Consider the following 12,971-nt stretch of genomic DNA (forward strand, 5'->3'; position numbering starts at 1 on the left):
AGTGAGCACCCAACTATGCAAGCACGACTCAGATCAGCAGCGCGCTGTTCAGGTCGCGCACCGCCGGTCGTGCCTTCCATGGTTTCAGGGTTGCTGCGACCTCACTGATTGTGCGCAGCGTGCGTTGCGAGTCGGTGGCCTTCGCCGCATGAGTTGAAGTCAACGCGATGGCGGCTGCTTCATCGGGTTCACCGCTGCGGGCGAGGGTGAGCGCCCAGCGTGCTTGGTGAAGGGCGGCGTTGCGCTTGGGGAGCTTGGTGCCGGTCAGGATGCGGGCGTACAGGTCGGAGGCTCGTCTGGGGGAGCCTGCCTCGACGAGGCAGTTGGCGGTGCGCAGTCGCAGGGTGTGGGTGGTGAAGTAGACGCCGAGGGCATCCTGACGGTGCTCGTCGCCAGCCTGGTCGAAGGTCTGTTCGGCTTGGTCGAGTTTGCGTTCGACTGCGTGAAGGGGCTCTCCGGTCATGGCCATGCCGAGTGCTTGCTGTTGGAGCACCTCGGCGCGGACTTTGGGGGGAAGTGCGTAGGGGCCGTCGGCTGCGGCCGAGGCAAGGGTGGCGACACGGGCAGCGTCGCGGCCGTCGTAGGCCATCTGCGATTTTTTCAGCAGCAGGTAGCCCTGCATGGCGGGGTCGCCTGCTTCCTGTGCCCATTCCATGCCGCGGTCGAGCCAGGCGTAGCCGACGGACGGCTGGTGCAGTTCGCGGTACAACCAGCCGCACAGTTCCGCGCCGCGCGCGCCAACCGCCAGCAGTTCCCGGCGGATGGATGGGTTTGCGTCCCGGGCGGCGACGTCGATGGCGTTCATGATGCCGAGGACTGCCGGCAACGTCTCGCGGGCACCGACGACGCGATCCTGTGCCATCGCGTCGTCGATTCGGCGGCTGAAGTGTTTGATCACCTCGCCGTCGAGGCAACGGCGGGCATCGGCCAACGCGCTGGCGATGTGGTCGGTCTGGTCGAGGTCGACCGGCGGCAAGGCCGCGACGGCAAGCCCGCGGGTCAACATCGAACGACGGCTCAGAGGGCTCATGGCATCCCCATTCGGAGGCACAACCACGTCCAGTCCCATTCCGAGAAGCGCACGTCGGTCGAGCGGCAGGAGTACCGGCATCCCCTCAACCAGCACCGGAAGCAGTAGTACATCCTGCTGCTGGACTTCCTGACGTTCGACCGCCTGCGTACCAGGCACGGACTCCCCGGGCTGCGCGTCGGGCATCTGGAACCAGAGTAGGTACTGCGGGATGTGAAGCAGTTGCGCCCAGCGGGTGAGTTTGGTGAGGTCGTTGACGGGTTCGCCGTTCTCGATCCTGCTCAGCCGGGTGGGGGACAGGCCGATCCAGACTGCGGCGGTGTCCTGTCGGATGGGCTGTCCGTGGTGGGGGTGTTTGCGGTAGGCGCGGATGACGGCACTGATGTCACGCGCGGCGAGGGCGGTCTGCAGGTCGGGGTGGTTCCAGAACTCGGCGGGTACCTCGGGCGGCTCGGTGGGGTGGCGGTTCCCGGCCCGGGTACAGGCACCACAACGGGAGGTGCGGTTGTCACGGGCCAACCGAGTACCACAACCACAACGACGCACCACATCACTCTCCCCCACCGCGACCGCCTCCCTCCACCATCGACCACACCGGTCAACCCGACCACGCTACCGACGACCCAACACAACGACACTTGCGATTTCCGCAGACCAACCCACAGTCCCTGACACCGACCACCCGATAGTCGGATCGACAGGAACAAGCCACCGACGTAGCACCCGCCACCACGGACACAACCATCCCTGCCCTCTACGACCTCATCGACCACCACATGCCCACGCCCCGACGACGCCATGGAACCCGCAACACCCCATCACCGATATCCGACACCGAGACCAACCGAATAAAAACACGCACCTCGACCTGTAAAATCGCTGGTCATGAAGTGACTTCCCCGCGCGAGCGGGGGTGGTCCCGCCTTCAGGAACTCGGCCTCGTGCGCATGGTCGACTTCCCCGCGCGAGCGGGGGTGGTCCCCGGCACCGGTCTGGTTGGGCAGGTAGGCCGGGAGACTTCCCCGCGCGAGCGGGGGTGGTCCGTTGACTTATCTAAGGGGGTGGGTGTGGGCGACGACTTCCCAGCGCGAGCGGGGGTGGTCCGTGTCGGATGCACGAGGCGCACAGGACTTCGTGGACTCCCCGCGCGAGCGGGGGTGGTCCCGGCTGGTCGAGGTATTGGGCTTTGGCGCGCACGTCTTCCCCGCGCGAGCGGGGATGGTCCCCCGATCCCCGGGTTGTTCTGCGTCCAGGTCTCGTCTTCCCCGCGCGAGCGGGGAAGACGAGACGCCGTGGAGCCTGACCTCCTCCAGCAGGTCTTCCCCGCGCGAGCGGGGGTGGTCCGCAGATCGGCCGCCCTCACGACAACGCCTACGGCGTCTTCCCCGCGCGAACGGGGGTAATCCGCCTGCTGGCCGTTGATCGGGCTGGTGACGCCGGGTCTTCCCCGCGCGAGAGCAGGGGTGGCCCGGAACCCCGGCCAGCACAGGCCGCACTACCGGGGTCTTCCCCGCGCGAGCGGGGTAGTCCGGTGTCGGCGGCCAGAGAAAGGGCTCTGTTTCTGGTTGCGTGATCAACAAGACGGTCCCGAGGACACGGCGCAAGGGTCTTCTGGGATCATGACCGGTGTGCGTTGATCAAGGCATTGGCGCTCTCTTGCCGCACTTGGCGGAGGTCATCGTCGAGCGGTCAAGCCGGTTGGCGCGCGAGCGTGGTGATCTGGGCGCGGCCTCAAGCACCCGACGCGGTGTGTCCGGGGTGTGGTCTACGGTCGAGCAGGGTGCACAGCCGCTACGACCGCAGACTGGCTGACGCCGCGATCACCGGGCGGCCCGTCGTGCTGCGATTACGCGTGTGCTGCTACTTCTGCACCGGCATCGACTGTCAGGTGCGGACATTCGCCGAGCAGGTCGAGGGCCTGACCGCGAAACACGCCCGCAGGACGGGGTTGGCGCGCCGGATGCTGGAGCGGATAGGCATGGCGCTGGCCGGCCGCGCAGGATCACGACTCGCCACCCTGCTCGGGCTGCCCGCGGCTCACAACACGTTGCTGCGCCGCGGCCACGTCTACGGGACGGTGCTGGTCGACATCGAGTTCGGCCGCCCGGTGGACGTGCTGCCCGACCGCACCGCCGCGCCGGTGGCCACCTGGCTGCGCGCCCGCCCCGGCACCACGATCGTCTGCCGGGACCGGGCCAGCGCCCTACGCCGAGGCGGCCCGCGACGCGGTGCAGGTCGCCGACCGGTTTCATCTCTGGCGCAACCTGTGCGACGCGGTGGAGAAGATCGCCGCCACCCACCGCGACTGTCTGCGACCAGCCGAACGCGCAGCACACGACGACCCCACCGATCCCGAACCCGCCGACTTCGACTCGGCGGCGCCTACCGAAGCGGCCGCGCCCGGTGCGCGCATCCGGCCGCCCCGCCCCACCCGTCCCCGACTGCCCGAGCGTCCGACAGGCCACCGGCTGGATCGTCCGCAAGCCCATCAACCTGGACCACGAGGAACGGCACCAACTCGACCGGGTCCTGGCCCGCTGCCCCGAACTGGACTCCGCCTACAGCTGGGTCCGCGCCTTCGCCGCCATGATGGACGCCCGCCACGGCGACAGCCTGCACGACTGGATCGAGCAGACCGAGGCCACCGGTCTCGCACCCTTGAGCAGCTTCACACGGGGCCGCGGAGCGCAACCAACATCGACGAGCATTTCGGGCCCTTGTCCTGCGCACGCCTTCCAACCTGGATGGATAGGGTTATCGGCAGGCACAGCGTGCCGCCGTCCGGGTCGCAGCTGAGCTTGTGCTCCTGGACGCGCGATCCGACCGGGTCGTACACCGAGATGGTGAGGTCGGTGGCCGCCGCGGCCGCGGCGGCGGGCATGGTGCCGAGGGTGACAGTCAACGGGGGAAGCACGCCGAGGATCGATCTGACGGTGGGCATGTTCGTGTCCTCCAGCTGGTTGCGTTGATCAAGCAGGACGAAAACGGGCGGACGGTCACTGGTGTGCCGGACCAGTGAACCGAACGTCCACAGTGGTCAGAGGACATTGCCTGCGATCACGATCCTGGCGTGCCGGGGGCCGATCGGTCGCACCCTGGGCTCCAGTGGTCGGTTGATGCGGCCACTACGGTCAGGACGCCGGCTGCGGTGGACGTGAGCAGCTGAACGATCCATGCGCGCTGCTCGTGTCAACCTGCCAGCAGTGCGGTGATCAGGCTCTGGGGCGCGTGACCAGGTCGTCCGGAACCATCGTGATCCCGATACGCTTCACAGTCCCCGATCTCCATGGCCGATTCTGGAGGTGCTGTGTCGCGAAGTTTGGTCCGTACGGCGATCGTCTTGGTCGTCTGCGTCGGTATCGCCATGCTCGTGATCGTGTTCACGGATCCGGGAACGTCTGCGGTCCGGACCGACGTCGACGGGCCTGTCGGTGTCAGGGTCTGTCCTAACGGGGCCACGTCGGAAGAGTGTGGGCCGCGGCCGGAGTCGAGGCGACCTGTGGCTCCGGCCGTCATCATCACACTCGCCGTCGCTCTGGGTCTGACCGTTTCGGCCGTGTGGACCTTTTGGGAGCGTCGTCGGCACTGACCTGTGCGGTACACCCACGCGGCGGTCATGCGGGCCAGATCTGCACCAGCCATCGCTCGACGCCTTCGGCGAAGCTCGCTTCTCCGGCCGCCCGGATCTCCGCCTGGCCCGTGACGTACGCCCGCACCCGGTAAGTACCGGGTGCGGGCAGCGTCAGCGTGTGATCGCCTTGCGCGGCGGTGATCGACCACAGCAGCAGTTCCGTGCTGTCGGCCTCGAACCGGTCCTCGGCCATGGCGTCCCATTGTCCTTCGGCGGCACCCGGCTCGGCGGCCCACAGCTCGATCCGGACTGCGGGACTGTGGTCGTTCTCGGCGCTGTGGAACAACACTCCGCCACGACCTCCGGCCAGAAGCCATTCTCCTGCTGTCGGCGGTTGGATTGTGGCGGCCGAGTTCAAGCGCGCCATGTCCTGCAACAGGAACTGGCTGTACTCGACATCGATCGTGTCGTCGATGGCGGTCAAGCGCGATGCTTCGGTCATACGTCCATGCTAGGGCATGATGATGACGTAGAATGGGTCGCCGTCGAGTAGGCGGTCGGTGGTCATCCATCCCCCGTAGTAGCGACCGGCCGCTTCATTGTGGGTGGCCACGACCGGGCGTACGGCGTAGTTCCATACCGACGCCGGGTCCACCCGTGAAGAGTTCTCGTAGGTGGTCGCGAATGGGTATTCATCGCATTGCATCTTCTCGCCATTGCTGCCCTGTGTGTACTTGCTCCCGAAGTAGGTGATGCAAGACCGCTTGATCTTGCGGCGGGACGCCTTGATTGATTTCGTGGTATCGTAGGCTTTATAAAGTCGATGCAACTCGCTTTCCCCGTATTTGCCGGGAACCTGCTTGCCGGAGATCGCCGGCTCGACGTTCGGCCCGCCATTCTGCGCGTCTCGGATGAAGCTTGCCGACTTGCCCATGTCTTCGTCGGTGGCACTCATCTGCAACGACGAGATGGCGTGGTAGAAGACGCATTGTCCGTTGGTGGCTACGTAGCTCGCCGAGTCGCACCGGAAGAACTCGTTCTTCAGGTTGACGGTGTCCGGTGGGAATCCCTGCGCCAGTGCGGTGGCCGTGAACAGGTAGCTGAAGTAGCCGCGCAGTTCGTCCCGGTATTTGTCAGAGGACGGCACCGCCGTCGTGGCGGTCTTGACGGTCAGACCGAACGGCGAGCCGTTCAACCTGGTTTCCCAATCCGTCAAGGTATAACCGACCGCTAGATCCGGGTTGTCGACCTGTGCTCCGCAGGTGCTGGTTCGCGAAGGGTCGGCATTAAGGCATTGGAACGTACTCTGGTCACCGCCCTCGGGTCTTCCCCGCGCGAGCGGGGGTGGTCCGACCCGGCGGTACAGCGAGGATCCGTCCTACCTGTCTTCCCCGCGCGAGCGGGGGTGGTCCGTCGGTCCGGACCTGCACGTCACCGCGCAGCGCGTCTTCCCCGCGCGAGCGGGGGTGGTCCGGCGGTCGGCGGCGACATCAAGGCGGGCGAACTGTCTTCCCCGCGCGAGCGGGGGTAGTCCCATGTTCACGACCGCGCGGCCGTGGTCGGTGATGTCTTCCCCGCGCGAGCGGGGGTGGTCCCGCGAACGCCGTGATCGACTGCCCGGCCTGCGCGTCTTCCCCGCGCGAGCGGGGGTGGTCCCTGGGCCAGCCACGTCACCAACGTGACCCGCGAGTCTTCCCCGCGCGAGCGGGGGTAGTCCCCGTACGGGCGGTATTGATTCGCCCTCGGTTGGGTCTTCCCCGCGCGAGCGGGGGTGGTCCCTTCAAGATCGACCAGGCCAGCACCTTCAGCGGGTCTTCCCCGCGCGAGCGGGGGTGGTCCCGCGCGGGCCATCTTGCCCGGGTCCACACGGGTGTCTTCCCCGCGCGAGCGGGGGTGGTCCGGCGTCGTCGTCGAGGTCGTACGCGTAGCCCTGCGTCTTCCCCGCGCGAGCGGGGGTGCTCCCCTGGCCGGTCAATTTTTCTCCCTGGATCTATACCTTGCCGATGGTCAGCCGATGGTCTGCCACTGGACAGCGGCGGGACGCTGCCCAGTGGTCAGATAGTCGATCATTGCCGCTTCTACGTCGGCTACCGGGATTTCCGCATTCGGTGGAAACTCGCTGTCGGCCGTGACGAAGTAGTACACGACGGGCTCGGCATTGCTCGGAGTAGCGCTTTTGCTGTAGCAACCCCTGGCCGGGCTGTCCTCACCTGCGTAGCGCAACACACCCCGGTCACCGTTGATCCCGACCATCAACTCCGAAGCCCAAGGATCGTCGGCAGGAACGACTGTCACGAGCAGAGCGCTACCCGGCGGGTACTTGGCACGCACGGCGACGAACAGGTCACGCACCTGGTCGACTGTGCCGAGGACCAGCGGATCGGACGTGTGCTGCTTTTCGTAGTAGGCGTTCAACGCTTGCGCCACGGTGGGGTAGCCCCTCCTCTGTAGGTCTTGCTGAAACCATCCGGTCCGTACACGGTCAGTGTGTCCCCGTCGCGCAGAAGCGCGGGCACCACCTCATCACAGGTGAAAGGCCATCCTCGCAGGGCCGGTTGTTGATCACCAACGTTGCTGACCGGACGTGATGGTTCCGCATGTACGCGGCGAGCTTGGTCTCCACATGGGATGCAATGTTGGGCAATCCGCGCCGTAAACCCAGTTCCGGGAACGCCTTTTCACACTCCTCCAGAAGTTCGCCGTAGCCGCTTACCAAGGTACGTTCCTCACCCTCAGCAGTCGTCCACTGCCCATGTGTCTTCTGACCGGTTCCGGGCACCACCGGCGGAGGTAGCCCACGCCGTAGTTCCTCGATCCGTTCCGGTGGGATTACCGGCGGTTTACTTGACTTGGCCGGAAGAGCCTGGGATTGGGGCTGCGCCGTAGGTGGTTGCGCTGGGTGCTGTGCGGGCCGTTGAGAGCCTGAGGCGAGGGCGCTCTCGGCCGCCAGGTGGGCAGCATAGCTCTCGGCGTCTTTCACAGCCTCGTTCAACAGTGGCCACAGGTAGCTCTTACATGCATCCACCACCCTCGTGAATATGGCCAGCACCTGTGCCCTGTCCGCTTCGAGGCGGTGCGCACCTTCCAACGCGCGAGCCAACACGTCATGTGCCTCTTGGGCCAGGTCTTCCGCTTGTTCCAACGCCGTGCGCGCCTGTGCGGCCTTCCCGCATGCGGCCCGGACTCCTGAGGCCACGTCCCCGAGTGACACCACCTCTGCCCCCTCTCCCCTCGTCAGCGTGGCACAGGAGTACGACAGTGAGCCTGGGTCGGTCGACATGACGGGAGGTCGTACCGGGCCGGTCGCCTTCGACGCCGCCCTGGTTGAGGTACCGGATTAACTGGTTGGCGCCGCCGCCGCAGGGAGCTACCGGGGCGTATCAACCACCGCCTTGCACGCTGGGCGCGCCCGTCCTTTCCGGCACTGGGGTGAACCGGATGAAAACGGGGCGAGAACGGATACAGTGCCTGGTCAGGAAGTGTTCTCCCCGCGCACGCGGGGGTGGTCCCCCACTGGTCACCGGGTCGTGCGACCCGCCGATGTCTTCTCCGCGCGAGCGGGGTGGTCCCGTCACCCCACCGGTCGGGATACTGCCGGTCAGGTCTTCCCCGCGCGAGCAGGGGTGGTCCCGCGGGGGTCAGCCGGGCCGGTTACCGCACGCCGTCTTCCCCGCGCGAGCGGGGGTGGTCCGTTCGTGAGCTGCTCAGCCATGGTGTTTCCCCTGTCTTCCCGCGCGAGTGGGGGTGGTACCAGACGCAGCACGAGTTCCGGGTGCAGCCGGTCGTCTTCCCCTTGCAGGGCCGTCGCAGCGTCGACGTCCAGGTCGAGCACGACCCGAGCGAGTGCGACGTCGCCGTAGGAGCGTTTCTTCTCGGGTGCGGCAGCGTAGGTCGCGAGCAGGTCGTGCGTCCCGGCCCTGCAGTAGGTCCTTTTGGGGCCGGGAAGGTGAAGATGCCGCCGAAGGCGCTGACCTCGTCGTGCTGGTCGGTCAGTCACACCACCGGTACATAAATTGACGGCGGTGCGCGCCCGTCCTTGACCACGCGTTTCCTGACTTCTTCAGCTTCCGCGACTGATTTACAGAGTCCCGCCCGAACCACGCCTGACCAGCGCTTACAGCTCCCGGCACAGCTACTTCGGCACATCCTCGGCACAGGAAGCCGCGGAACCTCACCCGCAGCAGGCCGTCCAGCCCGACTGGCATGCCTTCGGAACACAGCCACGTCGACGGACGATGATCCGGTTATGCCCGATGACCGCCCAACTTCCGCGCCGCTCCCCCATCCCGCACCCGGTCAGCAGTCCACCAACCATCCGCCCGTGCCACTGCCGACACCATCAACGTCACGCACGCCGCTGGAGCCGATGCCACGCAGGGTGATCGCGACCGTGGCGGCTCTGATCGCCACAGCGACGATCGGCTTGGTAGTGGTGCTGTGGTGGGCAGGAACTGCGGGACTATCCGGTGCGGAGTTGGTGAACGCGCGGTTCAACGCATTGCGCACCGGGTTGAGCATCGGAGTAGGCGGAGGGGGAATCTTCGCGCTGTATCTGGCGTGGCGACGCCAACACGCCACCGAGATCGGGCTGGTGCAGAAGGAACGAGACCAAGCCGACGTCGCCCGCGCCTACGAGCTGCAACGCGAGACCGCCGAGCACACCCGTCAACACGCCGAACGCGTCGCAGCCACAACTGAACGCGACGCCGAAGCGCGCCGGATCACCGACCTGTACGCGAAGTCGGTGGAGCAGCTCGGATCGGATAAGGCCCCGGTCCGTCATGGCGGCCTGTACGCACTGGAACGCCTCGCGCAGGACCACCCCGATAACCCTGCCTTACGCCAGACCGTGGTCAACGTGCTCTGTGCCTACCTCCGCGCTCCCTTCGAACTCCCCGGCGACCCGCCCGACGCTGGCGCTGACCAGGCCGCCCGCGACGAGCACCGCGAACGGATCCAGGAACGCGAGGTCCGGCTAACCGCCCAAGGCATCCTTGCGGCCCACCTGAACCCAGGAAAGGATGCTGACCGCCCCGCGACAACCTTCTGGGCCGCCACCGACATTGACCTCACCGCCGCACTTCTCATTGACTGGGACATCAGCGACTGCCTGCTACGCAACGCGACGTTTCGTCGAGCAACTTTAACCGGAGAAACCCGGTTCAGTAACACTAGGTTCACCGGGGATGCTTGGTTCAACGAAGCCAGATTCACTAACGACGCCATATTCGAGGAAGCGACGTTTGCGGGATACGCCCGGTTCAACGGAGCCTTATTCAGCCACTACGTCACATTCGACGCAGTCGCTTTCATTGAGGACGCCTGGTTCAGCGGATCAACCTTCGACGAGGACGTGCGGTTCAGTGGAGCTGCATTCACCCGGAGCGCTCGGTTTGATAGAGTGACATTCATGGAGGACGCCAGGTTTAACAAAGCAACGTTCACTCAGAAGGCCTGGTTCAGCGAAGTGACGTTCGCAGGGAGCGCCCGGTTCGACAAAGCTACGTTCGTCGATGACGCCATATTCGACGAAGCAACATTTGTCAGGCATCCTCGTTTTGACGGAGCAACATGCCGCCACTCGTCAAAAACATCGTTTACTTTCTCGTCATGGCCCGTCGGATGGGGCCCATCATCCGACCACACAACTATCGAAGGTCGCGAAGGCACTTGGCACCGCCTGCTGAAGGCTGCAACCGGACCCGACCACTCCGACAACTCCAGCTCCGAACCCGCTAGCGACTGATCCCCAGTCTCCTCCCGATGACGGCATCCGACTCGGGAGGGTGATGCGATCACAGGCGTTGGGCTCATGAGCTCGGGGCTGCAGTCGGCCCTCGGGTGCAGCTCTCCCCTGTCGGCGTTGGCCCCCAGGCAGACTTGGACCGCCATGCTCCGGTGCAACAGATGCCGATCGGCAACGACGTGCACCTTCCGACCCGACTGACGGCCCCACAGTCGAGAAACGCCGTATACACGGCAGCGATAAACCGCTCGGTGAACACGGTGAACCACAATGCGCCGCGTGAGGCGACTGCCGACATGACGTTGACCCGCAGTCATTCCCGGCGGTGGCCAGCATGCGGTAATTAGTCCAGGTGGTTACGTCGTAGCCACCGTGGGCGTAGACAAACGCGTCGTACTCCGCAGGCGTGATGCGGCGAAGTCGGCGTGGTCGGCAGCCGGGGGTCAGGTTACTTCAGTTCGATCCTTACTGGTCACTTCTTCAAATTTGCTGACGATCGCCTTCCAGTGGAAACTGGCGAGACCGTCGGATGTTCGGGTGATCACATCGTTCGGGTTCATCATCGTTACGCAGGCATCGGCCAAGGTCTTGATGCTTGTCTGGTACGCGGGGTGGCTGCGGAGAAGTTCTTTGACGCATGGCACCACGAGCGTTGGTATGTCGGCAGCCAGGAGTTCGTTGAGTAGACCCAGGGCGAGGTTGTCGCTGATGCCGTGCGCCCACTTGTTGATGGTGTTGAAGGTCGCGGGTGCGACGAGGGCGGCATCGGCTCGGGGTAGTGGGTCCTGCCGCCCGGGCCGGCCTGCTTCGGTTCTGATCGGTGTCCCCGTGTGAGTGGCAGCATCGTCAAGTTCCATCCACGATGCCGCTGTGGGGGTGGCGATAAGGCATACCTGCCAACCGGCGGAGCGGAGGAGGTCGATCAGGCGTGCGATGCCGAGCACCGGTGGCGCGGCCGTGACGATCAGGTAGACCGTGCGAGGGAGGCTGTTCATGCCAGAACGCCGATCCGCTGGGCCAGGCCGCGCAGTCCGGGTGTCTTGCTGCGCTGTTCGCGTGTCATGAGTTCGCCTACGAGCGTTCGTCCGGTCCGTTCGCTGCGGAGGAGTTGCGGGGCGACACGTTCGACTTCCAGCAGGTGGATGACCGCCAGTGGATCATGCCCGAGTTGGGTGTGCGCCCAGGCGTTGTCGAGGTGGAAGCGTCCTTGTCGACCGTGTAGCCCGGCGGGCAGGGTTGTGACGTCGACCTGGTCGGCTTGGGCGAGCAGCATGCTCGGGTCACCGGCCGATGCGGCTGTGGATACCCGGTGGATGCGGACGTTGGTCGGTCCGAAGGCGGTGAAGCCGATGTTGCCGTCGCGTCCGAGCGCGGCTGCGAGCTTCTCGGCGTGGTCGAGGCGATGTCGGGTCTCGCACTGGTCGCCTTTTCGGGCGGCGATGACGGCGCCGATGAGTGCCATCATGCCTCGCCACGTGATGCTGTGAGGGTCGCTTCCGTGAAGGGCGTCGATGCTGGCGGAAGCGTGCTGCTCGGCTTCGTCGGCAGCGTCCAGCCGAAGTAGGGCGCAGGTCAGTTGATAGTCGGCGGAGGCCCGCCCGAAGCGGTCGTCGGCGTTCTCACCGGCGGTTCGGGCCTGCTCGGCGGCCTCGTAGGCGGCGATGCCGTCGCCGATCTTCGTGGCGAGTTTGGCGGCCACGACCGCTGCCTGGCAGTGCAGGCTCAGCGCTTGGTGCCGGTCGTCGCCGGTGCTGTCGTTCACCATCGCGGCGACCGTCTGCAGAACTGCGGGCAGTGCCCGACCGACTTCGTCGTAGCGGGCCGCCTGGTAGTCGCGGTGCAACCTGTCCACCAAGGCAGCCGCATAGCGCGGAGCACCGGGGCCCGACGTCACGGCCGCACTCGCGACCACGGGCGCGACAGCGGCCGGGAACTCAGGAGCGTAATGGCCGGGGACACGAAACCAGAGTAGGTGCTGCGGGATGCGGAGCAGTTGCGCCCAGCGCACGAGTTTGGCGAGGTCGTTGACAGGTTCGCCGTTCTCGATCCGGCTCAGTCGTGTGGGTGACAGGCCGATCCACGCCGCAACGGTCTCTTGCAGGATGGGCCGCGGGTGATGGGGGTGCTTGCGGTAGGCGCGGATGGCGGCACCGATGTCGCGTGCGGCCAAGGCGCGGCGCAGTTCGGGGTGGTTCCAGAAGTCGGCGGGTAGCTCGGGCGGTTCGGTCCGGTGGCGGTGCCCTGCCCGGGTGCAGGCACCACAACGGGAGGTGCGGTTGTCCCGGGCCAGCCGAGTACCACAGGCACAGTGACGCACCGCATCGCTCTCCCCCACGGCGACCTCCTCCCTCCATCACCGGTCACCCGGTCACGCTACCGACGACCCGACACATCGACACTTGCGTTTTCCGCAGATCAACCCACAATCTGACACCGATCACCCGACGAAGGGATCGACTGAAACGGGTCATCGGCATAGCGCCCGCCACTACGGATACAACGAACCACCCCAGCCCTACAACCTCGTCGACCACGACATGCTCGCGCGCGCCCCAACGACGCCATAGAACCTGCATCACCCAATCACCGATATCCGACACCGGGACGAACCGAATAAAAACACG

At 65.9% G+C, this 12,971-nt stretch carries 9 protein-coding genes, 2 pseudogenes and 2 CRISPR repeat arrays; of the genes and pseudogenes, 3 read left to right on the forward strand and 8 right to left on the reverse strand.

Annotated features, from left to right (window positions below; translation table 11 throughout):
* Positions 1-28: 28 nt before the first annotated feature.
* Positions 29-1,549, reverse strand: coding sequence for a helix-turn-helix domain-containing protein (locus ACRAKI_RS21930; RefSeq protein WP_447002384.1), 1,521 nt, complete (start codon positions 1,547-1,549; stop codon positions 29-31).
* Positions 1,550-1,922: 373 nt separating this feature from the next.
* A CRISPR array of direct repeats spans positions 1,923-2,256; the repeat unit is 28 nt; unit sequence GACTTCCCCGCGCGAGCGGGGGTGGTCC.
* Between the two features lie 521 nt (positions 2,257-2,777).
* Between ACRAKI_RS21930 and ACRAKI_RS21935 the strand changes: the two are divergent.
* Both ACRAKI_RS21935 and ACRAKI_RS21940 read left to right on the forward strand, forming a co-directional pair.
* Positions 2,778-2,888 (forward strand): annotated as a pseudogene (locus ACRAKI_RS21935) (transposase family protein); the annotation flags it as partial.
* Between the two features lie 545 nt (positions 2,889-3,433).
* A pseudogene (locus ACRAKI_RS21940) lies at positions 3,434-3,646 on the forward strand (hypothetical protein); the annotation flags it as partial.
* Positions 3,647-3,698: 52 nt separating this feature from the next.
* Here ACRAKI_RS21940 and ACRAKI_RS21945 read toward each other — a convergent pair.
* The 5 genes from ACRAKI_RS21945 to ACRAKI_RS21965 all read right to left on the reverse strand — a co-directional run bounded on the left by ACRAKI_RS21945 (position 3,699) and on the right by ACRAKI_RS21965 (position 7,881).
* Positions 3,699-3,971 carry a hypothetical protein gene (locus tag ACRAKI_RS21945; RefSeq protein WP_447008617.1) on the reverse strand — a complete coding sequence of 91 codons (273 nt, stop codon included), beginning with the start codon at positions 3,969-3,971 and terminating at the stop codon, positions 3,699-3,701.
* A 673-nt stretch (positions 3,972-4,644) separates the two neighbouring features.
* Positions 4,645-5,103 (reverse strand): hypothetical protein, encoded by a 459-nt coding sequence (locus tag ACRAKI_RS21950; RefSeq protein ID WP_447002385.1) that lies wholly within the window; start codon positions 5,101-5,103, stop codon positions 4,645-4,647.
* Positions 5,104-5,112: 9 nt separating this feature from the next.
* Complete coding sequence (locus ACRAKI_RS21955; RefSeq protein ID WP_447002386.1) at positions 5,113-5,796, reverse strand: NucA/NucB deoxyribonuclease domain-containing protein; 684 nt, start codon at positions 5,794-5,796, stop codon at positions 5,113-5,115.
* 128 nt (positions 5,797-5,924) lie between these two features.
* A CRISPR array of direct repeats spans positions 5,925-6,563; the repeat unit is 28 nt; unit sequence GTCTTCCCCGCGCGAGCGGGGGTGGTCC.
* Positions 6,564-6,608: 45 nt separating this feature from the next.
* Positions 6,609-7,028, reverse strand: a complete 420-nt coding sequence (locus tag ACRAKI_RS21960) for an Imm1 family immunity protein (RefSeq protein ID WP_447002387.1) — start codon at positions 7,026-7,028, stop codon at positions 6,609-6,611.
* Positions 7,029-7,083: 55 nt separating this feature from the next.
* Entirely contained in the window at positions 7,084-7,881 is a 798-nt protein-coding gene (locus ACRAKI_RS21965) for a DddA-like double-stranded DNA deaminase toxin (protein ID WP_447002388.1), read from the reverse strand.
* 1,098 nt (positions 7,882-8,979) lie between these two features.
* Between ACRAKI_RS21965 and ACRAKI_RS21970 the strand changes: the two genes are divergently transcribed.
* A complete protein-coding gene (locus ACRAKI_RS21970; protein WP_447002389.1) occupies positions 8,980-10,347 on the forward strand; it encodes a pentapeptide repeat-containing protein in 1,368 nt (455 codons plus the stop codon).
* A gap of 443 nt (positions 10,348-10,790) precedes the next feature.
* Here ACRAKI_RS21970 and ACRAKI_RS21975 read toward each other — a convergent pair whose 3' ends face one another.
* Together ACRAKI_RS21975 and ACRAKI_RS21980 are read right to left on the reverse strand one after the other, a co-directional pair.
* Positions 10,791-11,342 carry a flavoprotein gene (locus ACRAKI_RS21975; RefSeq protein WP_447002390.1) on the reverse strand — a complete coding sequence of 184 codons (552 nt, stop codon included), beginning with the start codon at positions 11,340-11,342 and terminating at the stop codon, positions 10,791-10,793.
* Positions 11,339-12,682, reverse strand: coding sequence for a helix-turn-helix domain-containing protein (locus tag ACRAKI_RS21980; protein WP_447002391.1), 1,344 nt, complete (start codon positions 12,680-12,682; stop codon positions 11,339-11,341). Before ACRAKI_RS21980 ends, ACRAKI_RS21975 begins: the two co-directional genes overlap by 4 nt.
* Positions 12,683-12,971: the final 289 nt, after the last annotated feature.

This window comes from Saccharothrix isguenensis (assembly GCF_052936305.1).